We start from the raw sequence: 26943 nt of genomic DNA, 5'->3' as shown, positions 1-26943 counted from the left end.
ACTGAGAACGGGGTGACGTCGGTTGTACACAGTAATAGGCTCGAGGCTTGGCGTTGATGTCGAGGGGGCTTAGACCGTGATTATAACCTTAAATGGTTGTGTTGAGCTTACTCGGTAGTTAGAGGATGGCGAGAGGAACTCCCTGAGCATATGGTAAACCCAGAGATACCAGATGAAGCAAGGCAGGCACAGTCAGTCGTTGAGAATGTGCTTGGTGAGGCGGTCGTCGGCATTTATCTCTTCGGCTCTTCTGTCGTTGGTGGTTTAAAGCGCGACAGCGATGTAGATATTTTGGTCGCAGTTGACGATCTGCTTACTTCCTGCCAAAAGAAAGAGCTTGTCGTGCAGCTGATGAACGTATCAGGCGCGATCGGAAATCAACAATCCATCAGGCCGCTAGAGCTGACTGTTGTAACCGTTTCTGATGTTGTTCCCTGGCAGTTCCCGCCACGGGCCGAATTTGTGTACGGGGAGTGGTTGAGAGAGGAGTTCGAGGCCGGAAAAGTCCCAGAATCAGGCCGTGACCCTGATCTTGCCATTGTACTGAAAAAGGTAATTGATAGCAGTCTGCCTCTGTATGGAACTGATGCTGCTAGCCTTTTCCAGCCTGTGCCACTGACTGATATCCGAATGGCAATCCGTGACTCATTGCCCAATCTTCTTGCGGAAACAGCTGGTGACGAACGTAACGTGGTTCTGACCTTGTCTCGGATGTGGCTGACCGCGGCTACTGGTGATATCGCCCCAAAGGATATAGCCGCGCACTGGGCGGAAAAGCAAGTGTCTTCTAATCATGCGGTGTTTTTACAGTACGCTCGTGAAGGCTATCTCGGGAAGGTGGAAGACCGGTGGGAAGAGAACAGGGAGGGCTTCGAAGCGCTTATCTCGTACATGAAAAAAACAATTGAGGCATGCCTCGATGAATAGCAGCAAAAAAAGCCCTAATAATCACAGGCACAATTTTCTCGCTGTGCTAAAAATTTGTCCGTGTTGTGGGCGCTAGCACCTTAGGTTCGACGGCTGTCGTATTAACAAGGCGCTTATAGTACGCGGCCAATGGATGCCAGCCGCTCTTTGACTGTGGCTTCGCCTCCATTACAAGGGCGCTAAACTCAGCGTTATGTGTATCAATTGGAACGGAGGCATCAATGAAGTCCATTACGACCTCGCTAATGTTTGTCGGCGAGCAAGCAGGGAAGGCCGAAGAGGCAATCAGGTTCTATACCTCACTCTTTCCTGGTTCAGATATCCTCGATATTCAGCGCTACCAAGTGGGTGAGAACGAGCCAGAGGGTTCCACCAAGATGGCTCGCTTTACGATAAATGGTACTGAGTTTCTGGCGCTAGATAGCCACCTTGATCACCAATTTACTTTCACACCCTCAATGTCATTGTATGTTGAGTGTGAATCTACAAGCGAAATTGAAAAGGCTTTTCATACCCTAGCTGAGGGTGGCGTTGAGCTAATGCCTTTGGATAACTACGGTTTCAGTAAGCAGTTTGGGTGGTTAAAGGATAGGTATGGCGTTTCTTGGCAGCTCAACCTGTCGAACTAGGGCCTCGATGCATCAATACATAATCAAGCCTAGCCTTCGGCTGTCGGACGTTTGAAAGCTCGCGCCGCTTATTTCAGCGTTAAAAAATCGACGATCGTCTTATGAAAGAGCATGTAATTAAATCTGTCTCAGAAATTCTCCAGCAATGGAATCCACTAGGGGAGAGTGCCTCATCAATGAGTGACCTTGAGGGTTACCGCTACGAGGCTATGGACATTATTTCCACCGCCACAATAGCCAAGAAACCTGTGAGGGAAGCGGTTGCCCTCGTTTTGTCCCAAGCTTTCAAAATTCAGCTGGATTCAGAGGCGCTTACCCACTTCAGCGCGAGTATCGAAAGAGCTATAGCTGAAGGTTAGGTGGTTTCCTAAACTGGACACTGGGACGTAGCACAGGCGAGGGTGGCAACGTGAAAATCGATGAAAACAAAGTCGACGATACTGTTTTGGCTCTTCTCTACCTGACATTGCACGATGGTGCTCTCGCGTGGAAGACTTTTGATTGGGATTCGATGAATAGGCTTCACGAAAAGGGGTTCATTGCTGATCCTGTCAGTAAAACGAAGTCAGTCGTTTTGACAGAGAAGGGGCTTCAGGCATCAGAGCGACTGTTCAATCAGCTTTTCTCCAAGAAGCAGTAAAATCAGGCGTTCAGGCGGATATTGCTAACTGCACACGAGTTAATGCATCACTAGTGGCTGTTATCGGCCCTTTGGGGCTGGCCCATTCCCCCGGGGAGGTAGATGTTAGCCTCGATGCCCCTCGTCATTAATTGCGGCGGTGTTGTCGATTTTGATCAGTGGCGAACGACTACTCTATGCAAAACGCATTATTCCGGTGCTGCAAGCCGGAGCAACGCTGAATTTACGCGAGGTAGTTCGTCATGAGCCAGATTGAATCACCGAGAGTTGTATCCAAAGAGGAGTGGTTTCAGGCACGCAAAGCCCACCTAAAGAACGAGAAGGCGCTCACGCGTATGCGCGACCTGGTCGCCCGTGAGCGGCGCGAGCTGCCATGGGTGAAAGTGGAGAAGGAGTATGTCTTCGACACGCTGGAAGGGAAGAAGACGCTTGCCGAGCTATTTGGCACAAACAGTCAACTGGTCATTCACCATTTCATGTTCGGCCCTGACTGGAATGCAGGTTGCCCGAGCTGCTCGCTGGAGGCGGATCATGCCGAGGGTGCCATCGTCCACCTCGCCAATCACGATGTCAGTTACGTTCGTGTATCCCGCGCGCCGCTGGAAAAGCTGGAAGCTTACCGTAGGCGCATGGGCTGGGCAGCCACCTGGGTGTCCTCCCAGGGCAGCGATTTCAATTTTGACTTTCAGGTCTCTTTCGCTCGAGAGGATCTTGAGGCTGGTCGGCTCTACTACAATTACCAAGCTATCGAGGATCCGAAGTACTTCAGCGAAGAACTGCCCGGGCTTAGCGTTTTCTACAAGGATGAAAGCGGGGCCGTGTTCCACACCTACTCTAGCTACGCCCGTGGCAATGAGGAGGTTATTGGCGCCTTCGTTTATCTCGACATCACGCCAAAGGGCCGCAACGAGAAGGAAATCATGGACTGGGTTCGGCGCCACGATGAGTACGATGCGAGCTTGGCAGGAACGAAGTGTCACCCAGGTTGATTGCATCCCGTCACATGCAATTAGCCTAGCAGTTGACCGCAGTAAAGATGCACAAACAATCATTTTCAGCGGACGTTACACTTGCAGCACACTGTTGCTGTATGCGTTCAGCAGCGAATAAAGCACTTCAACAGAACACCATAGTGCTTCTCGAGGTGGCAGAGCGAGCTTTAGTATTAGCGCGATGATAGAGGTATATACCCATGCAATCAGATGTAGTCAATTTGGCCGAAAAATTCAGGAAATTTTCTGAGTTCTGGTCACCTCGTGTGGTGACAGAAATGAACGATTACCAGTTCAAACTGGCGAAGTTTCAGGGCAATTTTGTGTGGCATGATCATAAAGATACGGACGAGGTGTTTTTGGTAGTCAAAGGAGCAATGGGCATTGAGCTCCGGGAAGGTACTGTTCATCTATCCGAAGGGGAAATGTATGTAGTTCCCAAAGGCGTGGAGCATAGGCCTTTTGCTGAAATTGAATGCCACGTTCTCCTAATCGAGCCCCGAGGCGTGGTCAATACCGGAGACTCAGGTGGCGAGCTTAAGGCGGAGAATGATGTCTGGGTTTAGTTCGCTATCATGGCCATGCACGGTGATGGCGTTTTTCTGCGGCTTTATGCCCACAGCACCACTGTTCCGTTATAGAGGCCAAGGGAGATCGAACACTTGATTACGGGAAGCTGCCATTGCAAATCGATTTGTTTCACCATTGATCGGCCCCGGCTTTCGGTGAGGCGATGCTATTGCGAGACCTGCCGTAAGCTCTCTGGCTCAGACTATTCGTCCGTAGCCCGAGTTGCGCGCGACAAGTTCACCGTTACATCAGGAGCAAAGCAATTAGTTTCCTATGAGTCACGCCCTGGAAAGCAGCGCTTCTATTGTTCTAATTGCTACAGCCCGATTTACGTCACTACCAATAATGAAACAGACTTTCTCCGCGTTAGAACCGGGCTGCTGGATGGAGATCCTCAAGTTGAGGTAACGGGTCATATGTGGGTCTGTGAGAAGCCTTCATGGGTGGTAATTGAGGATGACAAACCAGTTTACATGGGAAACTATGTTGGCCCGCCCGATTCGCTCTAACCAACGGCAGCACGGCGACCGTCATTACGTGCTGGACTGATTGGTGTCGCTTGGTGGTGGGGCTTTGTCATACTTATGGAGCACATAGCGCAGGCATTACGCAGACCGCGTATTCGGCAGTGGTGGGATTGGGTTACCGGCAGTTTGATGATCGATGCTGGTGCTCTCTTGGCGCGCAATAGTCCGAATTAGTATTGCCATATCCGATCATTGGTGTGCGGAAGGGCCCATATTGCTCTGCCTAGAAGGTGAGCTTCATACGGAGCTAGATGATGGGCGTTGCTTTGTTCTTATGCCTGGTTCGAGCTATCAAGTGGTCGACAATGCCGAACTTCATCGTTCGTCGACGGAGCAAGGAGCTAAATTGTTCGTCGTCGATTAGCATCACATAATCACTGTTATACATTGGGAGTAAACGCATGGCCTTCGACTTACCTGCTCCAGAACAGCACGACTCCAAGTCATTGGTTGGCAGTATTGCGGCTCGGCGCAGCGTGAGGGAGTACACGAATGCTCCGTTATCTATCGATTTTTTGTCCCAATTACTTTGGTCGGCCCAGGGCGTAACAGGGCCGAATGAAAAAAGAGCCACGCCATCGGCAGGTGGGTTATATCCACTGCACCTAAAAATTTTAGTGCAGCGAGTATCGGCACTTGAACCCGGTATCTATGAGTATCAGGCTGAGAGTCATTCGTTAAACTTAATGGGTGATCGAATTCCGGAAGGGGCCGTGCAAGCGCTAGGGATTGGCGATCAACCATGGTTGAAAGAAGCGGCTCTCGTCATCGGGGTTACCGCGAAACTTGACGATGCGGTTCGGCACTTTGAATCTCAGCCACCCCAGGGAGAGCGTGGCGCTCGCTATGTCTATATGGAAACGGGGGCTGTAGCTCAAAATGTCCATCTTCAGAGTACTGCTCTCGGAGTTGGTTGTGTTCTAGTAGCAGGGTTCGATGATACAAGGGTGAAGGAAGCATTGAGATTGCCTCCAGACTTGGAACCTACTGCACTGCTGTGCATCGGACAGCGACATGCCCCATAGAGGAGTCGTCTTTCATGTTCTCTGCTGAATTCTTGCTTACCTCATTGGTTGTCGTACTTATCCCAGGCACAGGTGTTATCTTTACCGTTTCCATTGGCTTAATGCATGGGCGCCTGGCAAGTCTCTATGCTGCCATCGGTTGCACACTTGGTATTGTGCCCCACCTGCTGGCCACTGTTCTGGGTCTGGCGGCCATCATGCATACGAGCGCGATAGCATTTCAGGTGCTCAAGTATGCGGGTGTTGTGTATCTTCTTTACCTTGCCGTCGTTACTTGGCGTGATCGAAGCGCTTTCTCTGTTCATGAGGTGAGGCGAAAGGGCGATGCCGTTTCGCTTATGAGTAAGGCGTTCCTGCTGAATATCCTTAACCCCAAGCTGACTATTTTCTTCTTAGCCTTCTTGCCGCAGTTCGTTGCAACTGACACCCAGTCATCATTAGGACAATTGCTCGGACTGAGCGCTATTTTCATGGCGATGACTTTTGTTGTCTTCATCATCTACGGGCAGCTTGCCCATGCATTTAGAGCAACTGTCATTGACTCACCAAAGGTTCAGAATTGGTTGCGCAGAAGCTTCGCGGCAGCATTCGCGGGTCTAGGCGTACAGCTCGCTTTGACTGAGCGGTAAGGTCTGACGATTCATTAAACTTAAACTGATGGCGCAAAGCGGCGTGGTTTAATTCAGCGCTAGTTACAAAGAGAAAAGGTATGGGCGCGACACGAATAATGATCATCGGGGGGCTCGGCGCAGGTAAATCTAGATTGGCGCTTAGACTGTCGAGGATACTTGACATACCTGTTTATTGTGTTGATGAGGCCGTTCATGATGAGAAGGGGAGGCTTCGAGCAAACTCCGAAATCGATCGCACAGTAAGATCCTGGGCGTCAAAACATCAATGGATCATTGAAGGAGGAAACTCTAGAACCTATTCGGATAGAGCGTCTAGAGCTACCGTCCTTGTATTTATGAAGCCACCACGTTGGCTAAGAGTCTATCGAGTGGATATTCGAGATAAACTCAATTTTTCATTACTTTATTGGTCTTTTAAATATGATGCGATGTTTGGAGTTAAAGACGAACAGACTTTAGGTTCAGCAGGAAAAGATGTCTCCACATATACGATTATAAAAAATAAAGACGTGGATGAATTGTTAAAAGAACTATAGCTGAAGGTCAGATGGTTTCCTAAGCTGTACGCTGGGATGAAGTAAAGTTGAAGGTGACACCGTGAAAATCGATGAGAATAAGATCGGCACATTGGGGGAACGAACATGAGAGTAGCATTACGGCATCACAAGCAGTTGCAACATACGCATAAACGCGCCGTTGCACATTGTCGTTATACGGCATGAGTCATGGCCAGCATCGGCATATTCCCCCCGTTAACACCAGAACTAAATGTTCGCTGCATTAAAAAATCGCTGAGCTTTTATACGGAATTGCTTGGCTTTTCGATTTGCTTTGAACGCCCCGAAGACAGCTTTGCAACGATACAGCTAGACGGTGCCGTTCTTATGCTTGAACAGGTAGCTGAATTGGCTAGCGAAAGCGATCCCTGGGTCACCGCAGAGCTTGAATATCCCTTTGGCCGAGGCGTGAATTTTCAAATAATTGTTACTGATCTTGATGGTATATACCGTCATTTAATTAAGCACGATTATCCTATCCAGCTGCCGTTAGAGCAAAAATCCTACCGGGTTGGCGGTAATTTTGTGAGTGTCAGACAATTTATGATCATGGATCCAGATGGTTATTTGCTCAGACTCAGCAGCTTGGCTAATCTAAGCAGTGGTACGCCCGAGGGATAACCATTGCCATTTGCTTCGTGTTAGGGGGGGGGCATATAGAGGACAGGAGCCATCAATGTTTGCGGTAAAAGCAACCCAGCATGTGCTGGCAGTTAACGACCTTGAAAGGACCGAGAGTTACTTTCTCGACAAACTTGGCTTTTCTCTACGTTTCCGTGTGGATGGCTGGTCGTTCCTTAGCCTTGGTAGTTTTCACGTTATGCTGGGCCACTGCCCAGACGAACTTCTCGCCCGTGATACGCACGAGCATTCGTACTTCGCTTATGTAAACTGTGAGGGCATAGACGAGCTTTACTGTGATTATCAGCGGCGGGGTGCCGAGATTTTCCAGGCAATAGCTGATAAGCCATGGGGGCTGCGTGAGTTTGGTGTTGTAGCGCCGGAAGGGCATCGAATTACGTTCGGTCAAGACATCGAACCATCAGCAAGCTCGTAGCCTGTTGCTCAAATTAATTATCGAGAAGAGATTTACCATTGGCTTTATCTACGGCTTCGTTAGCGTTTGGGGAGGTTTGCATGGAACAAGTCGCTTATAGCCAAGAAGTCATTGATCTCTTGGTTGCTTGTGACCTGCCAGTTTCTGATTTGCGGGATAATAGTGACGTTTACTTCTTCGGCTTCCATCATGAAAGCGAGCTTTGGGGTGTCATAGGGGTAGAGGTGTGCGGTGATTACGGGCTTCTTCGCTCGCTTGCAATTTCTGCAGCCCATAGAAGCAATCGTCTTGGACAAAAACTTGTAGCATTTTCTGAAGAGTGGGCAGCGCGCTCTCATTTAAAGGCGCTGTATCTTCTTACCACCACGGCGGATGGTTTCTTTGCGCGGTTGGGCTATGAGGTGCTAGATCGTTCAGACGCTCCAAGAACCATCACTCAGACTCCCCAATTTGCTGGACTATGCCCGGCGTCATCGGTTTGCATGGGTAAAGCGCTAGCCGTTAACTAGGCATTGTGCCAGAAAAACCGATGTCTGCGGCGTTATACAGAAATAGTTTATAAAGGAGAATTTCAATGCTTAAAGGGAGGTCGAAGCAGCTAGGTCGCATATTCTCGGTTATCAGTGCTGCCGGGTTTTCAATCGTATTATTGCTAAACGTCGTTGCCATTTTTATGTTTGGAAAGCCCGAAGCTATTTATTTCTCCCCCGGGTGGTGGTTCCAGTGGTTTCCTGCTTATATCGCATGGTTCCCATTCCTGATTTTGGCTATCGTTTTTCGTACCAATGATAACTGTCGTGTTGATTGAGTTTTGACATCACAAATACTGGCGCGGGGCCGCCCTTTTGTCCATTGCACCTTTAGTTTTATTTCAATGGCGCACAAGCTGCAAGCGCTAGGCGCTGTTGTTGCATAGTGAGGAACAGGCTGGCGTAATGAAGATTGCTTCGTCTCCGCTTGCCTTGGATTAACTAAGGAGGCATTTATGCATACAGCGGAAACACTTTGCTCACAAGATGCAGTAATCGCCGTGGATGTGCAGAACGATTTTTGCCCCGGCGGGGCGCTGGGCATTGAAGGTGGCGATGCGGTGGTGCCTGTGCTCAACGATTGGTTGGCTAAGGCCGCTCGGCAGGGCGTTCTTGTTATTGCTTCCAGGGACTGGCACCCGGTGGCGCACTGCTCCTTTGAGAGCCAAGGTGGCCCCTGGCCAGAGCACTGCCTTCAGGACACCGAAGGTGCCGCCTTTCATCCAGGGCTGCAATTGCCACCGGACACTGTGCGAGTGAGCAAGGGCACAGCATTCGACCGCGATGCTTACTCCGCCTTCGACGGCACTGGCCTTCAGGGCTTTCTTGAGAGTCGAGGGATCAAGCGCGTTTGGATTGGTGGGCTGGCCTGCGATGTCTGCGTTAAGGCTACCGTGCTAGACGCCTGTAAATTCGGCTTTGAAACCCACTTAATCGCCGATGCCACCCGCGCAGTGAACCCGGAGCAATTGAGCGCCGTGATGGACGAAATGCGTGAAGCCGGGGCGATTATCGAAGACAACGCATGAACGATAGGTTGAACGAAGGTGCTCTGTTCAGTCAGCATTTCCAGTATTAGCCGTAGTAAAGGAAGCTTTCATTAGCGAGCGTCAGCTATGCGTCGTAATAGATGGGGGAGTTTATGAGCGATCAGAGCAGAATCCGCGTGGAGTGCGTGGTGGGCGATATTGCCCAACAGTCCGATGTGGATGCAGTGGTTAATGCTGCCAACGCGCAATTGCGAACCGGTGGCGGCGTCGCTGGGGCGCTTCATCGCGCTGCAGGCCCCGGCCTTGCTGAAGAGGGGCGGCCTATGGCACCCATCGCTCCGGGCCAAGCGGTACTCACTGGCGGCCATAATTTGCCCAATCGCTGGGTGATTCACTGCCTGGGCCCGGTATATGGCGTCGATAAGCCGGAGGATCAACTGCTGGCTGGCTGTTATCGCAATGCGCTGAAGTTAGCCGATGAGCACGGCATTGAGCGGCTGGCCTTCCCGGCACTCTCTACTGGTGCTTTCGGTTACCCAGCGGAAGCAGCTGCTCAAGTGTGCGCGGCTACCCTGGAAACCATACTGCCGACCTTGCACAAAGTGACCCTGATCCGTTTTGTACTATTCAACGAAGCGGCTGGGCAGATTCTCCAAGAAGCATTGGCTCAACGCTTAACCATTGACCCTTTAGAATTCTAGCTTCGGTATGTTTTTGGGCGAGATTTGCATAGCAGTACGCAGTGGCCGGATTACTTGTCAGCAGGCGCTTTATTGCCGCTGGTGAGCCTAGACGCTAGTGTCCACATGGAGATAATCGAATGCCGATTGATACATTTTTAGTCGAGTGTTCATGTGGCCAAGTTGCCGTTGAGCTTGTGGGAGCGCCAATTTATTGCACTGTGTGCCATTGTGATGATTGTCAATTTGCGGCAGATGAGCTTGCAAAACTTTTGCCGCCGGAGCCCGTCATGGATCAATTCCTGGGAACCCCCTATGTGCTTCATCGTAATGATCGATACGCTGTAGTGCGCGGTCAGGAGCATCTCCATCCTTATAAATTTCGTGTTAAATCACCAACGAGTCGTATAGTGGCAACGTGCTGCAATTCACCTCTTTTTGTTACGTTCGAAAATTCGCAGCACTGGATCTCGTTGTATCGCCAACGATTTGTAGGCGAAACACCGGCTCTTCAGTCACGTATTGCAACCAAGTTTCTCAAGGATCCCAGTTCTCTTCCAACTGATCCACCTGCCTATAAGTCATTTCCTTTGAAGCTGGTCGTACGCCTAGTTGTCAGTAGGCTTCAGATGATTATTGGCCGGTGATTATTCTACCCGATCAGATACGGGTAGCTTGGGGATCGAATATATGCTGGTGGGCCTCATCGCATGTCAGGTTGGTGTCAAGATTCGGGCCAGCATTAATCATACCAACAAAGCCTGGGAACTAAGCCACGGGGGAAGCCATGCATCAGATTCTTGTTTACGCAGACTCATTAAGCTGGGGAATTATCCCGGATACCCGTAGTCGGTTAGATTTCGAACACCGTTGGCCAGGAGTGTTGGAAAAGGAACTGCTTGAAGCGGGCATTTCTGTAAGGATTATCGAGGATTGCCTGAACGGACGTCGAACCGTGTGGGATGACCCTTACAAACCAGGACGCAACGGATTGGAGGGGTTAGAGCAGTGCATAGAAATCAATTCGCCGTTGTCGCTGGTAGTTATGCTATTAGGCACTAACGACTTTCAATCTATGCATCATTTCAATGCTTGGCAATCAGCGCAGGGGTTAAAGACACTGGTTAGCGCCATTCGACGCGCTCCCATTGAGCCGGGCATGCCAGTGCCTCCGGTCATGCTCGTTGCTCCTCCCGAAATTCAAAAAGCGAAAGGCAATATAGCGCCAAAGTTTGAAGGAGCCGAGGGAAAAGCGGTGGGATTATCTGCAGCCATTGAAGCAGTCGCCGAAGAGTGCGAATGCTACTTTTTCGATGCGGGACTGGTGACACCCACTAGCCGGATTGATGGCGTTCATTTGGACGAAGATCAGCACTATGTCCTTGGTTCGGCTTTGGCCAAAATAATTCATCCGCTGGTGTCGTAATGTTGCGGAATCATCAATCTAGGCATGATGACGGGGTTTCGTTGCCACTGAGCCCTGGCGAGAAAGCTAAGCGTGCTGTTATCTACCCCCCTTGATCCAAAATATACCCGCCCATAGCGGAAAGCCCTCATAGATTAAAAGGGGGCAATAGTGGAAGGGCAATTTTGAGCTATCTTGGCTTTTAAGGGTTAAATATGATTTAAGTGTAATAACAACTGATGGAGACAAGCATGGCATCTACCACACAGCTTCAGGGGGCTTGCCTATGCGGTATAGTCAGCGTCACCGTTACCACCCAAAGCAACCATGTCGGCGTTTGCCACTGTTCGATGTGTAGAAAGTGGGGTGGTGGCCCGTTGTTTGCAGTTGAGTTTGCCGGTGATGTGGACTTTAAAGGCTCAGAGCATATAGCCACCTTCAGTTCTTCTGAGTGGGCTGAGCGTGGTTTCTGCCAGCAGTGTGGCACCCACCTCTTCTATCGCTTAAAGCAGGATGGGCATTACGCGCTTCCCGTTGGGCTTCTTGATGGCGCTGATGATTGGAAAATAACCGAGCAAATCTTTATCGATCAAAAGCCGTGCTTCTATTCACTAGCAGAAAAAACCAAGCAATTGACCGGCGAAGAAGTGTTCGCCCAGTTTGGTGAATAGAGGGGCAGTTTAGGAGGCGTCGGAACGACGCTCAGTGGCATACACCAACCCCGGCACCGCTGCGCGCTGCTCCCGCGGGAGGCGGCGGAACGGCGCCCAGTGGCAACCAACCAACAATGCCCACAAGAACCAAATCCCGGCCCTCTGCGCGCTGATTCCGCGGTGCGCTTCGCTTACCACGTGCTACGAAAATCATCGATCCAGCTTCGTGCGCGCATGCTGTAGCGTGTGATAACGAGATAGTGAGTTCTACGAGTGTTTAGAGGCCCCACGGTTGCACATGAGTTTTATTTTATAACACTCTCATCTCCGTGTGTTTTCCAACTCCTCAATCATCCTGCGTGCCGCATTCGACAGCGTTCGGTTGGTATGAACCAAATACCCCAGCGGGCGGTAAATCGGTGGGGTGTCTACACTAAGCTCGACCAGTTCGCTGTCGATCATCTTTTCTGGCAGCAGGCTCCAGCCCAGCCCCACGCTGCACATCATCTTTAGCGTTTCTAAATAGTTGGTCGCCATGCTAACGGGCAGTTGCAAACCAGCTTCGCTGAAACGCTGCGCAATAAGTGACCCTGTAAAGGTCTTCGCCCCCGGCATCACGCAGTTGTATTCGCATAGGTCGATCAGAGAGAGTTCGCTCTGAGGAGGCTGATGGTTAAGAGGGTGATCGATAGCGCAGGCAAAACATAGCCGGTCGCGCCACAGTTCTACCACCTGTAGTTGTTCATGGGGGTGGGGGGCTAGCGTCACCACGGCCATTTCCAGGGTGCCATCCAACACGCCCTGGTAAGCCTGCTCTGAATCCAGAAAGTGCAGGTCTAGTGTGACCTCCGGGTGGCGCTGGGTGTACTGCTTTAATAGCGGCGGTAAGCGGTGTAGGCCAATATGGTGGCTGGTGGCAAGGGTCAACTTGCCGCCTACCTGGCCGGAAAGGTTGGCCAGCGCTCGGCGGCTGTCCTCAACGGTCAAAAGAATGCGCCGCGCTTGGGGGAGCAGCACGCTACCGGCTTCGGTTAGCGCAATGCGCCGACCAATGCGGTCAAATAGCCGTGTGCCTACTTGAGATTCCAAGGTGGCAATGCGCTTGCTTACCGCTGGCTGGGTAAGGTGCAGCTGTTCAGCCGCCCGTGAGAAACTTTGCGTATCTGCCACGGCCAAAAAGGCTTGTAAGCTTTGGGTATCCACGGGCTGCTCCCTAATTAGCTATTCCAGTTTGGAATCTAAACTATGAATAACATGAATTGCTTTTATGCGCGAGTCGCGTGACACTGACTCCACAAGCAATTTAAGCAGCCCATAGAGGCGGCTATACCGAACTAGCAGGGCACTGCCCAGGAGAGTCACATGTCAGGCCAAACGCTTTACGACAAACTTTGGAATCAACACTTGGTGAAGCAGCGTGACGATGGCACCGCGTTGATATACATCGACCGGCAATTGCTTCACGAAGTGACATCGCCCCAGGCATTTGAAGGGCTGCGTTTAGCCAACCGCAAGCCGTGGCGTTTGGATGCAAATTTGGCCACGCCTGACCATAACGTGCCAACGACCACTAAAGAGCGGGCGGAGGGCAACAGTGGGATTAAAGACCCGGTGTCATTGATTCAGGTGCAAACCCTGGACGACAACTGCCTTGAGTACGGCATCGAAGAGTTCAAAATCAACGATCCTCGTCAGGGTATCGTGCACGTAGTCGGACCCGAGCAAGGCGCAACACTGCCGGGCATGACCGTGGTATGTGGCGACTCTCACACCGCTACCCACGGTGCCTTTGGCGCCTTGGCACATGGTATCGGCACCTCTGAGGTCGAACACGTGATGGCGACCCAGTGCTTGCTGGCGCAAAAAATGAAGAATATGCAGGTGCGCGTGGAAGGCGAGTTGGGCCTGGGCGTGACTGCGAAAGACGTAGTGCTGGCGATTATCGGCAAAATTGGTACCGCTGGCGGCACTGGTTACGCCATTGAGTTTGCCGGTAGTGCTATTGCTTCGCTCTCTATGGAAGGGCGCATGACCGTGTGCAACATGGCCATTGAGGCGGGCGCACGGGTCGGTTTGATCGCCGTGGACGACACCACCATTGATTACTTAGCCAAGCGTCCTTTCGCGCCCACGGCAGAGCAGTGGGAAGCCGCCGTGGCGGACTGGCGCAATCTGGTCTCCGACGCCGATGCAGAGTTCGATAAGGTCGTCACCCTGAAAGCGGAAGAGATCGAGCCGCAGGTGAGTTGGGGTACCAGCCCGGAAATGGTCACCGGTATTTCCGGCCAAGTGCCTGACCCGTTGGCCGCACTGGATGAAACCGTGCAACGTAGCCACACCCGCGCACTGGAGTACATGGGCCTTCAGCCCAACCAGAAAATCACCGATATCAAGCTGGATAAGATCTTTATCGGTTCCTGCACCAACTCGCGTATCGAAGACCTGCGTGAAGCCGCCAAGGTGGCCAAAGGCAAAAAAGTGGCTGACTCCATCAAGCTGGCCATGGTGGTGCCGGGTTCAGGCTTAGTGAAACGCCAGGCGGAAGCGGAAGGTTTGGATAAAATCTTTATCGATGCCGGTTTCGAGTGGCGCGAGCCGGGCTGCTCCATGTGTTTGGCCATGAACGCGGACAAATTGGGTGCTGGTGAACACTGCGCTTCGACCTCTAACCGTAATTTTGAAGGACGCCAGGGCTACGGTGGCCGTACGCACTTGGTCAGCCCTGCCATGGCAGCGGCCGCGGCAATTGCCGGTCACTTTGTCGATGTCCGCAGCTTGCCTGCCAACGACGCTACTCACGCTCAGGAGGCCTAAACCATGAAAAAATTTGAACGCTTTGAAGGCGTGGTGGCGCCCCTTGATCGCGCCAACGTCGATACCGATTTGATTATCCCGAAGCAGTTTTTGAAATCAATCAAGCGCACTGGTTTTGGCGTTAATCTGTTTGACGAACTGCGCTATTTAGATGAGGGGCAGCCAGGGCAAGACTGCTCGCAGCGTCCGCTTAATCCTGATTTCGTCTTGAATCAGCCGCGTTTTAAAGGCGCTGAAGTGCTGCTTGCTCGGCGCAACTTTGGCTGCGGTAGCTCGCGTGAGCACGCACCCTGGGCGCTGGAAGATTTCGGTTTTAAGGTGGTAATTGCGCCCAGCTTTGCGGATATTTTCTACAACAACTCGTTCAAGAACGGTATTTTGCTGATCACCTTCCCAGAAGACGTGGTCGATCGGCTGTTTACCGAAGTAGAGGCCAACGAAGGCTACCAGTTGGATGTGGATCTGGAGAACCAGCGCGTAGTTACCCCTAGCGGCGAGATTTTAGAGTTTGAAGTGGATGAGTTCCGCAAGCACTGCCTGCTGGAAGGGCTGGACGATATTGGCCTGACGCTAAAAGATGAAGACGCTATTCGTGCCTTTGAGCAGAAACATAAAGCTGCGCGCCCCTGGTTGTTCCGGCAGTCTGCCTAAAGAGATTTTAGTTTTTACAGTCAGTTTGATAGCGCATTGCAACCCCATTGCAATGCGCCAAGCGGCCAAAGTCGCTCTATAACACGTTAAGGATTCAGCATGACGCATAAGGTTTTATTGCTGCCGGGTGACGGTATTGGCCCCGAGATTGCCGCTCAAGCGGCACGTTTGTTGAAGGCGTGCCAGGAAGCGGGCTTGGATATTGACGTCGAAGAAGGGCTAGTGGGTGGTTCTGCCTACGATGTTCATGGCGAGCCGCTGCCCGCGGAAACTCTGGAAAAAGCCAAAGCCGCCAGCGCTATTTTGTTGGGTGCGGTGGGTGGCCCCAAGTGGGATAAGATTGAAGACCTCGCCAAGCGCCCGGAAAAAGGCCTGCTGGGGCTGCGCAAAAACCTGGGTCTGTTCGGTAATTTGCGCCCGGCTATGCTCTACCCGCAGTTGGCCAGTGCCTCCAGTCTGAAACCTGAGCTGGTAGCGGGTTTGGATATCATGATCGTCCGCGAACTCACTGGCGGCATCTATTTCGGTCAGCCCCGAGGCATTGAAGAGCGCAACGGCGAGCGGGTGGGTTTTAACACCTATATCTACTCCGAGAGCGAGATTGAGCGCATCGGCCGTGTTGCCTTTGAAATGGCCCAAAAGCGCGGTAAGAAGCTCTGCTCGGTAGATAAAGCCAACGTATTGGAAGTGACCATTTTGTGGCGTGAAGTGATGGAGCGTTTGGCGCCGGAGTACCCGGATGTCGAGCTTTCCCATATGTACGTGGATAACGCCGCCATGCAGCTGGTGCGTGCGCCCAAGCAGTTTGATGTGGTGGTCACTGGCAATATGTTCGGCGATATCCTTTCCGATGCCGCTGCGATGTTGACCGGTTCCATCGGTATGCTGCCTTCTGCATCATTAAACGAGAGCGGGCAGGGCATGTACGAGCCATGCCACGGCAGTGCACCAGATATCGCCGGTCAAAACGTGGCTAACCCGCTGGCGATGATGCTTTCGGTGGCTATGATGCTACGCTACTCGCTGAATGAGAATGCCATGGCAGAGCGTATTGAAGCCGCTGTGGGCAGTGTGCTGGATGACGGCCTGCGCACCGCTGATATTGCATCAGAGGGCATGCAAACCATCGGCACCGATGCCATGGGCGATGCCGTGTTAGCGGCGTTTTCAAAGCAGTGAGAGAAGTCTTCGGGCTACCCCGGCGCCCTTGTTTACTCTTTCGTTATCATGGAGCCGCTCTGGGCGGTTTCAAAATCACCGTAAAGAAGTGTGTATAATACAGGGACTCATTCTTTGCAGGAGGGCTTCATATGTTGAAAGTCGGTTTCGTGGGATGGCGCGGTATGGTGGGCTCAGTGCTCATGCAGCGCATGCAGGAAGATGGTGATTTTAACGGCATTGAGCCGGTATTCTTCACCACCTCCCAGGTTGGTCAGCCCGGTCCCGACATCGGTGTAGACGTGCCTCCGCTGAAAGACGCCTTTGATATCGAAGCGCTCAAAGCGCTGGATGTTGTCGTCACCTGTCAGGGCGGTGATTACACCAAGCCGGTCTATAAGGATCTGCGCAGCGCAGGCTGGAAGGGTTACTGGATCGACGCCGCCAGTACCCTGCGTATGGAAGATGAAGCGACCATCGTGCTGGATCCCGTCAACCGCAAGGTCATTGACGATCAGCTAGCCAAAGGCGCTAAAACCTTTGTAGGCGGCAACTGCACCGTAAGTTTGATGTTGATGGGTCTGGGCGGCTTGTTCGAAGCCGATATGGTCGAATGGATGACTTCCATGACTTATCAAGCGGCTTCTGGCTCCGGTGCCAAGCATATGCGCGAGCTGCTCAACCAAATGGGCCAGCTTCGCGATAGCGTGGGCGAAGAGCTAAAAGACCCGTCCAGCGCGATTCTGGATATCGATCGTAAAGTAACGGCAGCCATGCGCAGCGGTGACTTCCCGACCGATAACTTTGCCGCGCCGCTGGCGGGTAGCTTGCTACCTTGGATCGATACCAAGCTAGATAATGGACAGAGCCGCGAGGAGTGGAAGGGCAGCGTTGAGACCAACAAGATTCTTGGCCTCGACAACAACCCGATCCCCATCGATGGTCTGTGCGTGCGTATCGGCGCTATGCGTTCGCACAGCCAGGCATTCACGATCAAGCTCAAGCACGATGTGCCGCTGGATGAGATCGAAGACCGCATCGCCAAGCACAACGAGTGGGTCAAGTTGATTCCTAACGATAAAGACGCCACCATCGCTGGCCTAACGCCTGCGGCTTCCACAGGTACGCTGCAAGTGCCAGTTGGCCGTCTGCGTAAGCTGCAAATGGGGGGGGAATACCTCTCAGCATTCAGCGTGGGTGACCAGTTGCTGTGGGGCGCCGCAGAGCCGCTGAAGCGGATGCTGAAGATCCTGCGCGAACAGTAATTGTTTGTTGTAGTACGTTATTTAGCACGTCATCTAGTACGCCAGTCGAAAACGGGAAGCTGTTCGCAGCTTCCCGTTTTTTTTCGCCCTTATCTACCACGTTAGTGGGAAAAAACGCGCTATTTCGTTAAGTTATGATAAAACACGCGTAATACAATAATCTGGTATCAATAGTTAAAAGTAACTAAGCGATAGTTAAAATAAGTAGGCGATCGGGGTACATTCATGAAAAAAACACTGACATGGATTGCATGGCTCTCGTTGAGTTCAGTGAGTCCTATTGTGCTAGCCGTTGGCTTAGGGCAGGCGAGTGTCAGCTCGTATCTGAATGCTCCTTTAGATGCCTCGATCCCGCTATTGGAAAGCAGTGATTATGCGCTAGACAATATTCGTGTAGTCATTGCCGACCGCTCTGATTTCGTAACAGCAGGCCTTGAGTGGACGCCGTTAGCTGCCAGTGTTCGTACTCAGGTGGTGGAGCGTCAGGGCCAGCGACAGGTGCGCTTAAGTTCTGATCAAACGATGCAAGAGCCCTGGCTTGATTTGCTGTTAACGGTTGAATATCCAGGCGGGCAACAATTACGCGATATCACACTGCTGTTTGACCCCCAGGGCTATTCTCAACAAGGTCAGTTGCAACAGGGTCAGTTGCCACAGGGCCAGAGGCAAACCGCTAGTGCCTCAGCGGTTGCCACCCCAGTTGCTGAAGCCAGGCCTGCAGCGTCCGCTGGCGTCCACGGCAATGCCAGTAGCACTTATATTGGCAGTGGCGATACGCTATGGAGTGTTGCCGAACGTATTAAGCCTGACAAGACAAGTGTCCAGCAGATGATGGTCGCGCTACTGGAGGCCAACCCAGAGGTCTTTCCTTCAGGCAATATCAACGACATGCGCGCTGGCAGAATGCTAGAAGTGCCTGACGCTCAACGCATACTGGCACGTTCTCATGCCGATGCCGACGCTGCGATTAAAGCCATGAATGAAGCCTGGCAGGCGCGCCGCAATGGATCGTTGCAGGCAGTGCCGCTACCGGCGATTGAAGCCGCACCTGTTGCTGATGCCGCCATAGCGGCCGTACAAACCCTCCAGGCTAATGGTTCTCGTCAACTTGATAGCGCGCTTGCCGCTGGCGGTTTGGAAACGGTCGTGCCAGACGGTTCAGAACCCGGTGAGCCGGAAGCGTTAACTCGTGCAGAGCTGACCGAGCAACTGCGCCTTAGTCAAGCGACGCTTCAGCAGGTGCTTGAAGAGCGTAAGTTGATGCGCTCAGAGCTTGATGAACTGCGTGGTGAAGTCGCCTCGCTGACCCAGGCGATAAGCGAGGCATTGGCGGTTCAAGAGTCGTCGCCAGAGCCACTCGCTGAAACTTTAATTGATACAGGCAGGAGCGTTACTGACAGGAATGAGGCGGATAGCCCGGGCATGGCGGCTTTAATTGAACGTTACCAGTGGCCGCTGGCGTTGGCGACCATTGCACTGCTGGTAGCGCTATTAGTGTGGCTACGTAAGCGCCGGGAACAGACCTGGGATGAGGCCCCGCTTGTTGAGCCAGTGGTGAAGCCAACGGTGTCGCCTAGCGCGGCGCCCAAGGTGACGCCTATGCCGGAGGGTGTGGTTGTCGCGACTCCAAACCAACCCAATAATGATGCAGTGGGCGAGCCCCATAATGACAGCGGCAAATCAGTCGCGTTTGACCACGAACCAGAGCCCAAGACTAAAATCGCTATTCCTGCTACTAATGACGAGCTATCAATAGATACCGACCAATGGCTGGTTGACGATAAAGCGCAGCCGCCAGCGCAAGATGACACGCTTCGCTATCATAAAAGCCAGGCATCCGGGCTGGCAGAGCAGGGGCGTCAGCGGCGGCTTGGGCTGCATGCTGTGGCCACTGATAGTTCTGAAAGCGTTTCATTAGCACCACCGCCGAGTGCCGCGCCTATGAGCCAACTGCTGGCTTCTATCGCTGCGGGTTTACCCGCGTCTGAGCCAGTGGCGGCTGTGCAGCAAACCGGGTCTGCCCCTGAAACAGCCGAGGGTCCAGGCCATCGCTTTATCGATTACCACCCGCCGATCTTAAATAGCCCCTCAAATAGCCCTTCAAATAGCTTTTCAGGCAGACAAGATAACCTGCGCAGCGAAACGCCCATGCAGCCCACGGTAGAGTTCACCAGTGAGCCGCATGCAGAGCCGGTGCCACCTGCTAGTCAGCCGCGTCGGCCAGTTGAAGAGGAGTGGGAAATTGAAGAGGTAGCATTCAAGCCGCGAGGGCTGGATAATAGCGATCCTTCAAAATCTTCAACATGATGTGGCTTGATGACGCTGTTCTATCACTTCGATGAAAAAATTCCGCTTACCGGCCGCTTGGCAATGGGTATCGAGTACGACGGTACCCGTTACTGCGGCTTTCAGCGCTTAAACCACGCCGCATCGGTTCAGGCATCATTAGAAGATGCGCTGTCCAAGGTGGCCAACGAGCCCATCCAGGTAAGTGCCAGTGGCCGCACCGACTCGGGTGTGCACGCGACACGTCAGATTGTGCATTTTGACCCACCGGTTGGGCGCTCCGAAAAAGCCTGGATCTTTGGCGCTAATACCCATTTACCCCGCGATATCGCCGTGCGCTGGGTAAAGCCCGTAGGAGACGACTTCCATTCACGCTTGTGTGCCTTGGGGCGTCGTTATCGCTACGTGCTGCTGAACCAGATTAGTCGCCCGGTATTGGAGCGGGCCAATGTGACCTGGTGTCGCGACCCATTAGACGCCGATGCCATGCACCGAGCCGCCCAGGCGCTGGTAGGGGAGCACGATTTTTCCAGCTTTCGCGCCGCGGGCTGTCAGTCCAAAACCCCCTGGCGGCATATGCACTTTGTTGACGTAAAGCGTTACGGTCAACTGGTGATGATCGATATTCAAGGCAATGCGTTTTTGCACCATATGATTCGTAACATCGCCGGGGCACTGGTAAGTGTCGGACGCGGTGCTCAGGATGAAGCTTATATTGGTGAACTTTTAGCGCTTAAAAACCGTCGCAAAGGTGACGTTACGGCACCCGCCTGCGGGCTGCACTTTGTCGATTCGGTTTACGATGAGCGCTTTGACCTGCCAAAAGAGCCGCTGGGGCCCCATCTGCTCTCGTTTACCGGTGAATGGACGGGAGAGCGTGAGCTTCCTGATACGCCGCGGGTGGCCTATCGGCGCAATCGCTCGCTGCGTAATCCGGCAGCGACTACTGAACAGGAGGCGTCGTCATGAGTGCTACTGAGCTAACCCGTACCCGCATCAAGTTCTGTGGTTTTACGCGAGGTGAGGATATTGACCGCGCCGTGGCGCTGGGCGTGGACGCCTTGGGTTTCGTCATGTGGCCGAAAAGCTCGCGTAGCGTGAGGGTTGAGCAGCTGGCCGCGCTGTCCGCCCGGGTGCCTGCCTTTGTGACTCGCGTGGGGTTGTTCGTGGATCAGCCTGCGGAGTTCATTGAGCAGTGCTTGCCCTATCTGGATATGCTCCAATTTCACGGCAATGAAACGCCGGATGAGTGCCAGCGCTTTGCGCTACCCTGGATGAAAGCGCTGCGTATGCGCGATGAGATTGATCTAGGCCATGAGGCACAACGCTACCATCAGGCCCAGGCGCTATTGTTAGATGCCTATCGACCGGGAACGCCGGGGGGCACCGGGGAGACCTTTGATTGGTCGAGAATCCCCGCAAATCTTGCAAAACCTGTTATCCTCGCCGGTGGGTTGAGTGCTGATAACATTGCTGATGCTGTGCGTCAGGTAGCACCTTATGCAGTCGATGTATCCGGCGGTATTGAAGTTTCCCACGGCTGTAAAGATGCCGACAAGATGGCGTCTTTTGTGCGTTATGTAGCGTTAGCCGACGCTCGTTAAAGTACGCCGCGCAGATACCTGTACTGAATCTGCTGCGTTATTAGTGAGTTCATTTATTGTTTGCCTGTTCTGGCGATCTTGTGAGGTATCTCTGTGACAGTTTCTGCGACGCCTGCTCCGAAGACTAAATTTAGCGATCTGACCCGAATGCCGGATGCCCGTGGTCATTTTGGCCCCTACGGCGGTCGGTTCGTGTCAGAAACTCTCAGCTTTGCGTTGGAAGAGTTGGAGAAAACCTACTTAAGCCTGCGTGACGACCCCGATTTCCAGGCCGAGTTTGATTACGACCTTGCCCATTACGTGGGGCGCCCGTCACCGCTTTATCACGCCAAACGCTGGTCGGCGAGCCTTGGCGGCGCACAGATTTGGTTGAAGCGCGAAGACCTGAATCATACTGGCGCTCACAAGGTCAACAACACCATCGGCCAGGCACTGCTGGCTAAAAAAACCGGCAAGCCGCGCATTATCGCTGAAACCGGGGCGGGCCAGCATGGCGTTGCCTCGGCGACGGTAGCCGCTCGTTTAGGGCTTGAGTGCGACGTTTATATGGGCGCTGAAGACGTCCAGCGTCAAAAGCTCAATGTCTATCGTATGCGCTTGCTGGGCGCGCGAGTGATTCCGGTGGAGTCCGGTACACGCACACTTAAAGACGCCATGAACGAGGCGCTGCGCGACTGGGTCACCAACGTCGATAATACCTTCTATATCATTGGTACCGTGGCGGGCCCGCACCCCTATCCACTGCTGGTGCGCGATTTCAATGCGGTGGTGGGGCGTGAAGCGCGACGTCAGTCGCTGGAGCAGATCGGTCGTCTACCCGATGCGCTGATTGCCTGTGTGGGCGGTGGCTCCAACGCCTTGGGTCTGTTCTACCCGTTTGTGGAAGATGACGACGTGGCCATGTACGGCGTCGAAGCCGGTGGTGATGGCGTGGAAACCGGCCGTCATGCGGCGCCGCTGGCATCCAATGCCCCCCGCGGCGTACTGCACGGTAACCGCACCTACTTAATGTCAGATGAAGCCGGGCAGGTGTCTGATACTCACTCGATTTCGGCTGGTCTGGATTATCCGGGCGTAGGCCCTGAGCATGCGCTGTGGAAGGATGTGGGTCGGGTTTCCTATGTGGCGGCAAACGATAAAGAAGTGCTGGAAGCGTTTCGCGAGCTGACCCATATGGAGGGCATTATGCCTGCCCTTGAGTCAGCTCACGCGCTGGCTCATGCCAAGGTGTTGGCGCCCACCATGCGTCCTGACCAACATATCGTGGTCAACCTCTCCGGGCGTGGCGACAAAGACATCATGACCGTTGCTAAGATTGACGGCATCGAATTTTAAGGGCAGCTTTTTTTAAGGGCGAGCATGAACCGTATTGATCAGCGTTTCAGTGAACTTAAGCAGCAGGGTCGTAAGGCCCTGATCCCCTATATCACCGCCGGGGATCCAGCGCCGCAGTACACCGTAGGGTTTATGCATGCCCTGGTGGAGGCGGGCGCCGATGTCATTGAACTAGGCGTGCCTTTTTCCGATCCCATGGCCGATGGCCCGGTGATTCAAAAAGCCTGTGAGCGTGCCTTAAAGCAGGGTACGCGGCTGGTTGACCTTATGCAGATGGTCAAAGAATTTCGCCAAACCGATACCACCACGCCGGTGGTGCTGATGGGGTACTTGAATCCTATTGAGCGAATTGGCTACGAAAACTTTGCCGATCAAGCCGCCAGTGTGGGCGTAGACGGCGTTCTGATAGTGGATATGCCTCCGGAAGAGGCTGATGAGATTGGACCACTGCTGAAATCACGGGATTTAGCCGCGATTTTTCTCGTTGCGCCTACCACTTCGCATCAGCGTGCCGCTACAATATGCGCCCATGGTGAAGGCTATCTCTATTATGTTTCGCTGAAAGGCGTGACCGGAGCCGCCACCCTCAACGCAGACGATGTAGCCGAGCACTTGGCGCCGCTGCGGGGGATGACCGATTTACCCCTCTGTGTTGGTTTCGGCATTCGCGATGGTGTGACCGCTGCGGAAGTCGCTAAAGTCGCCGATGGTGTGATTGTAGGCAGTGCTTTGGTTAACCGTATTGCCGAAAGCGCCGATGCGCCGGAAACCATTGCGGGTCAGTTGAAAAGTGTACTAGCAGAGATGCGTACGGCGATGGATGCCTAAAGCGAAATGCTTTATCGCCTATACTGAATAGATTAACGACACTCATCAAGCCTGGTTTTTTCCAGGCGTTGACGTATAACGGAAGCCTTTTTGATATGAGCTGGTTAGACAAGATCGTACCCTCCATGGGTCGTATCCAGCGTAAAGACCGTCGCGCTAGCGTGCCCGACGGCCTCTGGCGTAAATGTCCCAAGTGCGAAGCGGTTCTCTACCTCCCTGAGCTAGAGAAACATAACAGTGTCTGTCCCAAGTGCGATCATCACCTGCGCTTGACGGCACGCAAACGCTTGGACTGGTTCTTGGATAAAGAAGGACGCGAAGAAATTGCGGCGGAAATCGAGCCTGTTGATCGATTGAAGTTCCGCGACTCTAAAAAATACAAAGACCGCCTGACCGCGGCGCAAAAAGACACCGGCGAGAAAGATGCGCTGGTTGCTATGCGCGGTGAGTTGGATGGTCTACCGGTGGTCGCCGTTGCCTTTGAGTTCACCTTTATGGGTGGCTCAATGGGGGCGGTCGTCGGCGAGAAATTTATTCGCGCCGCTACCCTGGCCCTGAATGAGAATATCCCGCTGGTGTGTTTTGCCGCCTCCGGTGGTGCACGCATGCAGGAAGCGCTGTTTTCATTGATGCAGATGGCCAAAACGTCGGCCGCGCTCGAAAAGCTCAAGCAAGCGGGGGTGCCGTACATTTCGGTGCTCACGGATCCTGTCTTTGGTGGTGTTTCCGCCTCGCTGGCGATGTTGGGTGATTTGAATATTGCCGAACCCAATGCCTTGATTGGTTTCGCAGGCCCGCGGGTTATCGAGCAAACGGTGCGTGAAACCTTGCCAGAAGGTTTTCAGCGCAGCGAATTTCTGCTTGAGCACGGCACCGTTGATATGATCGTCCATCGCCATGAAATGCGTGCCCGCGTGGGCAGCGTGCTGCGTAAGCTAACGCACCACGAAGCGACGCTGGATACTTCGATAACCCCTGATGATGCTGAAGTGGTTGAGCCGATCGTTGAAGAAGCTAGCTTAGCGGACACTGCTAACGTCACTTTTGACAAGGTCGATGCGACCAAGAAGGACGCCGCTTCCGTTAAGAGTGATGATAATTCACGCAATGCCTGACTCTCTAGAACCACACGCTCTCCAGCCGTCTTCTGTGCCGCTATATTCTTTAAAACAGTGGCTTGAGCATTTGGAAACCCTGCACCCGGTGGGGATCGAGCTGGGCCTAGAGCGGGTCTCACAGGTGGCAAAACGTATGGGGCTGCTTTCATGCCCCATCGCCCCTTGTGTTATTACAGTGGCAGGTACCAATGGCAAGGGCTCAACCCTTGCCATGATTGATAGTATTGCCCGTGCCCATGGTTGGCGCGTGGGTACCTACACTTCCCCCCATTTATTGCGCTACAACGAACGCGTTAAAATCGACGGCCAGGAAGCCGAGGACCAACTGCTTGTGCAGGGGTTTGAGCAGGTGGAGCGCGCGCGTTTGCAGGGCAGTGAAATAAGTCTGACCTATTTTGAAGCTGGCACGCTATGCGCGCTATGGTGCCTGGCGAATGCCAAGCTTGATCTTGCAGTGCTTGAAGTCGGTCTGGGTGGCCGGCTTGACGCGGTCAATATCATTGATGCGGATGTGGCTATCGTCACCACCATTGCTCAGGATCACGCTAACTTCTTGGGCACCGACTTAGCCCAGATAGGGCGTGAAAAAGCCGGTATTTTTCGTCCCAATCGGCCCGCCGTGTTAGGTAGTCAAACGTTGCCGGAAAGCGTTGCTGAGTGTGCCCAGGTGCTTGCCGCGCCCACGTTTAGTTTGGGCCAGCAATTCACCCATCAGGCGATGGCGGGTGAGGCTTGCCAATGGCGCTGGCAGGGGCAGCATGCGGATGGCCAGCGCGTCGTGATTGATGAGCTCGCAGATCCCGGACTGCCTATCGATAACGCCGCTACGGCTTTGCAGGCACTTTTACTTGCCGGGCTTGAGTTAGAAAAATCGCCTGTGCAAGCAGCGCTTGGTTCGGTGCAGTTGGCAGGACGGATGCAATGGATTGGATCCTGGTGCCTGGACGTGGGGCATAATCCTCATGCCGCCGAATATGTCGTTCGCCATTTGCCATCACCGCCGGAAGGTGGTCGTCAATGGGGGCTTATCGGCATGTTGAATGATAAGGATATTGACGGTGTCATAAAAACGTTAGCGTCCCGCATTGGTGATTGGGTATGCGTGTCGCTGAGTGGGGAGCGAGGTTGCCAGGCAAGCGAGTTGTCGCAACGTATTATTGCTCAGGGAGGGCGGGTGCATTTTTGTGCGGATTCGCCGCAAGCAGGCGTCGATTGGCTCGCGCAAATGTTAACGCCCAATGATCGTGTCTTGGCCACCGGGTCGTTCTTTACAGTCGCGGCACTGTTAGCTCGACCACTGCCAACAGGCGCTGCGTCGCTTGATGGAGACGAAAATGAAATACGGTAAAACGGAACGCATTAGCGGCATTGTGATTCTACTCGCGTTACTGGCGATCTTTGTGCCGTGGTTAATGAGTGACCCCGCGCCGAGAGAAGAGCGCCCCCAGCCGAGCTTTGTAATTGAGCAGCCGGTTGAAGTTGAGCGCCGTGACGTTCCTGCACCGGAACGGCCTGCAACCATTGGTGAATTATCGGCCCCACAGGGAGAGGGTGACGAGGGCGATATCCCTATTGACGCCAATCCGCGGTTGCCGGAAACCGATCAAATCGCGGCTTCGTCTTCCCGCCCTGAAGCGGCGGGCTCCAGTGAACCGGATGAAGCCCCAGCCAGCTCCAATAGCGACCCTATTGCGGACTTAATCGCCAGCAATAGCGGCAGTGTTCAAAGCAACGCTGGAGGCACGTCGCAGAGCTCTTCACAAAGCTCGTCACAAAGCTCTTCACAAAGTACGTCGCAAAGCTCGTCATCTAGCGCACCGAGCCCCTCATCCAGCGCTCAGGGAGAGTGGGCCGTTCAGGTTGGCAGTTTTGGTGAGCCCGGTAATGCGCAGCGCCTAAGCGAACAGCTTTCTGGTGAGGGCTTTACTGTTTATCAGCGTCAGCGCGATAACAATATGACCACTGTCTTTGTGGGCCCTTATGCCACCTCGGAAGAGGGCGAGTCCGCCATGTCTTCGATTAAACAGCGGGCCAATGTGCAGGGCCTGCTTGTGCGGGTAAGAGACTAACC

32 protein-coding genes are annotated in these 26943 nt (G+C 53.2%); 31 read left to right on the top strand and 1 reads right to left on the bottom strand.

The features are described from left to right. The first annotated feature begins 150 nt into the window (after nucleotides 1–150). The 19 genes from J7J49_RS18495 to J7J49_RS18405 all read left to right on the top strand — a co-directional run bounded on the left by J7J49_RS18495 (nucleotide 151) and on the right by J7J49_RS18405 (nucleotide 11831). The gene (locus J7J49_RS18495; protein ID WP_215094728.1) at nucleotides 151–927 is read left to right on the top strand and encodes an aminoglycoside adenylyltransferase family protein; all 777 of its coding nucleotides are present in this window, start codon (nucleotides 151–153) and stop codon (nucleotides 925–927) included. A gap of 221 nt (nucleotides 928–1148) precedes the next feature. Then, entirely contained in the window at nucleotides 1149–1556 is a 408-nt protein-coding gene (locus J7J49_RS18490; RefSeq protein WP_215094726.1) for a VOC family protein, read from the top strand. Nucleotides 1557–1657: 101 nt separating this feature from the next. Next, nucleotides 1658–1915 (top strand): hypothetical protein, encoded by a 258-nt coding sequence (locus J7J49_RS18485; RefSeq protein WP_215094724.1) that lies wholly within the window; start codon nucleotides 1658–1660, stop codon nucleotides 1913–1915. Nucleotides 1916–1965: 50 nt separating this feature from the next. Beyond that, nucleotides 1966–2196 carry a DUF6429 family protein gene (locus J7J49_RS18480; RefSeq protein WP_215094722.1) on the top strand — a complete coding sequence of 77 codons (231 nt, stop codon included), beginning with the start codon at nucleotides 1966–1968 and terminating at the stop codon, nucleotides 2194–2196. A gap of 242 nt (nucleotides 2197–2438) precedes the next feature. After that, nucleotides 2439–3185 carry a DUF899 domain-containing protein gene (locus tag J7J49_RS18475; RefSeq protein WP_215094720.1) on the top strand — a complete coding sequence of 249 codons (747 nt, stop codon included), beginning with the start codon at nucleotides 2439–2441 and terminating at the stop codon, nucleotides 3183–3185. Nucleotides 3186–3388: 203 nt separating this feature from the next. Beyond that, entirely contained in the window at nucleotides 3389–3754 is a 366-nt protein-coding gene (locus J7J49_RS18470; RefSeq protein WP_215094718.1) for a cupin domain-containing protein, read from the top strand. A gap of 96 nt (nucleotides 3755–3850) precedes the next feature. Further along, nucleotides 3851–4267, top strand: coding sequence for a GFA family protein (locus tag J7J49_RS22830; RefSeq protein ID WP_215094716.1), 417 nt, complete (start codon nucleotides 3851–3853; stop codon nucleotides 4265–4267). 154 nt (nucleotides 4268–4421) lie between these two features. Continuing rightward, nucleotides 4422–4649: a DHCW motif cupin fold protein gene (locus tag J7J49_RS18460; protein WP_215094714.1), complete on the top strand. Its 228-nt coding sequence runs from the start codon at nucleotides 4422–4424 to the stop codon at nucleotides 4647–4649. A 37-nt stretch (nucleotides 4650–4686) separates the two neighbouring features. Continuing rightward, nucleotides 4687–5310, top strand: coding sequence for a SagB/ThcOx family dehydrogenase (locus tag J7J49_RS18455; protein WP_215094713.1), 624 nt, complete (start codon nucleotides 4687–4689; stop codon nucleotides 5308–5310). Between the two features lie 14 nt (nucleotides 5311–5324). Next, nucleotides 5325–5939: a LysE family translocator gene (locus J7J49_RS18450; protein WP_215094711.1), complete on the top strand. Its 615-nt coding sequence runs from the start codon at nucleotides 5325–5327 to the stop codon at nucleotides 5937–5939. A gap of 80 nt (nucleotides 5940–6019) precedes the next feature. Continuing rightward, the gene (locus tag J7J49_RS18445; RefSeq protein ID WP_215094709.1) at nucleotides 6020–6478 is read left to right on the top strand and encodes a P-loop NTPase family protein; all 459 of its coding nucleotides are present in this window, start codon (nucleotides 6020–6022) and stop codon (nucleotides 6476–6478) included. A gap of 189 nt (nucleotides 6479–6667) precedes the next feature. Next, nucleotides 6668–7120, top strand: coding sequence for a bleomycin resistance protein (locus tag J7J49_RS18440; protein WP_215094707.1), 453 nt, complete (start codon nucleotides 6668–6670; stop codon nucleotides 7118–7120). Between the two features lie 55 nt (nucleotides 7121–7175). Continuing rightward, nucleotides 7176–7556 carry a VOC family protein gene (locus tag J7J49_RS18435; protein ID WP_215094706.1) on the top strand — a complete coding sequence of 127 codons (381 nt, stop codon included), beginning with the start codon at nucleotides 7176–7178 and terminating at the stop codon, nucleotides 7554–7556. 80 nt (nucleotides 7557–7636) lie between these two features. Then, on the top strand, nucleotides 7637–8065 hold the full coding sequence (gene arsN2 / locus J7J49_RS18430; RefSeq protein ID WP_215094704.1) for an arsenic resistance N-acetyltransferase ArsN2: 429 nt from the start codon (nucleotides 7637–7639) through the stop codon (nucleotides 8063–8065). Between the two features lie 476 nt (nucleotides 8066–8541). Next, nucleotides 8542–9114, top strand: a complete 573-nt coding sequence (locus tag J7J49_RS18425; protein WP_064233486.1) for a nicotinamidase — start codon at nucleotides 8542–8544, stop codon at nucleotides 9112–9114. Nucleotides 9115–9227: 113 nt separating this feature from the next. After that, the gene (locus J7J49_RS18420; protein WP_064233487.1) at nucleotides 9228–9776 is read left to right on the top strand and encodes a macro domain-containing protein; all 549 of its coding nucleotides are present in this window, start codon (nucleotides 9228–9230) and stop codon (nucleotides 9774–9776) included. A 119-nt stretch (nucleotides 9777–9895) separates the two neighbouring features. Continuing rightward, nucleotides 9896–10402 carry a GFA family protein gene (locus J7J49_RS18415; RefSeq protein WP_215094702.1) on the top strand — a complete coding sequence of 169 codons (507 nt, stop codon included), beginning with the start codon at nucleotides 9896–9898 and terminating at the stop codon, nucleotides 10400–10402. A gap of 140 nt (nucleotides 10403–10542) precedes the next feature. Further along, nucleotides 10543–11181: an SGNH/GDSL hydrolase family protein gene (locus tag J7J49_RS18410; RefSeq protein ID WP_215094700.1), complete on the top strand. Its 639-nt coding sequence runs from the start codon at nucleotides 10543–10545 to the stop codon at nucleotides 11179–11181. A 230-nt stretch (nucleotides 11182–11411) separates the two neighbouring features. Next, nucleotides 11412–11831 (top strand): GFA family protein, encoded by a 420-nt coding sequence (locus J7J49_RS18405; protein WP_215094698.1) that lies wholly within the window; start codon nucleotides 11412–11414, stop codon nucleotides 11829–11831. 303 nt (nucleotides 11832–12134) lie between these two features. On the opposite strand, the gene J7J49_RS18400 is transcribed toward J7J49_RS18405, so the two are convergent. After that, nucleotides 12135–13016 (bottom strand): LysR family transcriptional regulator, encoded by an 882-nt coding sequence (locus J7J49_RS18400; protein WP_215094696.1) that lies wholly within the window; start codon nucleotides 13014–13016, stop codon nucleotides 12135–12137. A 159-nt stretch (nucleotides 13017–13175) separates the two neighbouring features. On the opposite strand from J7J49_RS18400, the gene leuC reads away from it, so the two are divergent. The 12 genes from leuC (at nucleotide 13176) to J7J49_RS18340 (ending at nucleotide 26941) form a co-directional block, all read left to right on the top strand. After that, on the top strand, nucleotides 13176–14627 hold the full coding sequence (gene leuC, locus J7J49_RS18395) for a 3-isopropylmalate dehydratase large subunit (protein ID WP_215094694.1): 1452 nt from the start codon (nucleotides 13176–13178) through the stop codon (nucleotides 14625–14627). A 3-nt stretch (nucleotides 14628–14630) separates the two neighbouring features. Continuing rightward, entirely contained in the window at nucleotides 14631–15278 is a 648-nt protein-coding gene (gene leuD / locus J7J49_RS18390) for a 3-isopropylmalate dehydratase small subunit (RefSeq protein WP_215094692.1), read from the top strand. A gap of 99 nt (nucleotides 15279–15377) precedes the next feature. After that, nucleotides 15378–16457: a 3-isopropylmalate dehydrogenase gene (gene leuB / locus J7J49_RS18385; protein ID WP_215094690.1), complete on the top strand. Its 1080-nt coding sequence runs from the start codon at nucleotides 15378–15380 to the stop codon at nucleotides 16455–16457. A 131-nt stretch (nucleotides 16458–16588) separates the two neighbouring features. Beyond that, nucleotides 16589–17701 (top strand): aspartate-semialdehyde dehydrogenase, encoded by a 1113-nt coding sequence (asd, locus tag J7J49_RS18380; protein WP_064233494.1) that lies wholly within the window; start codon nucleotides 16589–16591, stop codon nucleotides 17699–17701. 225 nt (nucleotides 17702–17926) lie between these two features. Next, nucleotides 17927–20008, top strand: coding sequence for a type IV pilus assembly protein FimV (locus J7J49_RS18375; RefSeq protein ID WP_215094688.1), 2082 nt, complete (start codon nucleotides 17927–17929; stop codon nucleotides 20006–20008). Between the two features lie 9 nt (nucleotides 20009–20017). Beyond that, nucleotides 20018–20956 carry a tRNA pseudouridine(38-40) synthase TruA gene (truA, locus tag J7J49_RS18370; protein ID WP_215094686.1) on the top strand — a complete coding sequence of 313 codons (939 nt, stop codon included), beginning with the start codon at nucleotides 20018–20020 and terminating at the stop codon, nucleotides 20954–20956. Further along, nucleotides 20953–21591, top strand: coding sequence for a phosphoribosylanthranilate isomerase (locus tag J7J49_RS18365; RefSeq protein WP_215094684.1), 639 nt, complete (start codon nucleotides 20953–20955; stop codon nucleotides 21589–21591). The genes truA and J7J49_RS18365 overlap by 4 nt, the downstream gene beginning before the upstream one ends. A 147-nt stretch (nucleotides 21592–21738) precedes the next feature. After that, entirely contained in the window at nucleotides 21739–22926 is a 1188-nt protein-coding gene (gene trpB, locus J7J49_RS18360; protein ID WP_171051224.1) for a tryptophan synthase subunit beta, read from the top strand. A gap of 24 nt (nucleotides 22927–22950) precedes the next feature. Further along, entirely contained in the window at nucleotides 22951–23754 is an 804-nt protein-coding gene (trpA, locus tag J7J49_RS18355) for a tryptophan synthase subunit alpha (protein ID WP_215094682.1), read from the top strand. A 95-nt stretch (nucleotides 23755–23849) separates the two neighbouring features. Then, on the top strand, nucleotides 23850–24869 hold the full coding sequence (accD, locus tag J7J49_RS18350) for an acetyl-CoA carboxylase, carboxyltransferase subunit beta (protein ID WP_215094680.1): 1020 nt from the start codon (nucleotides 23850–23852) through the stop codon (nucleotides 24867–24869). Then, on the top strand, nucleotides 24862–26220 hold the full coding sequence (folC, locus tag J7J49_RS18345) for a bifunctional tetrahydrofolate synthase/dihydrofolate synthase (protein WP_215094678.1): 1359 nt from the start codon (nucleotides 24862–24864) through the stop codon (nucleotides 26218–26220). The genes accD and folC overlap by 8 nt, the downstream gene beginning before the upstream one ends. Then, the gene (locus J7J49_RS18340) at nucleotides 26207–26941 is read left to right on the top strand and encodes an SPOR domain-containing protein (protein ID WP_215094676.1); all 735 of its coding nucleotides are present in this window, start codon (nucleotides 26207–26209) and stop codon (nucleotides 26939–26941) included. The genes folC and J7J49_RS18340 overlap by 14 nt, the downstream gene beginning before the upstream one ends. Nucleotides 26942–26943: the final 2 nt, after the last annotated feature.

The organism is Halomonas sp. ISL-56, assembly GCF_018612805.1.
In the GTDB taxonomy this organism is placed as follows: Bacteria; Pseudomonadota; Gammaproteobacteria; order Pseudomonadales; family Halomonadaceae; genus Vreelandella.
Note: the sequence above shows the minus strand (reverse complement) of the source record. Positions and strands in the feature narration are given on the sequence as shown.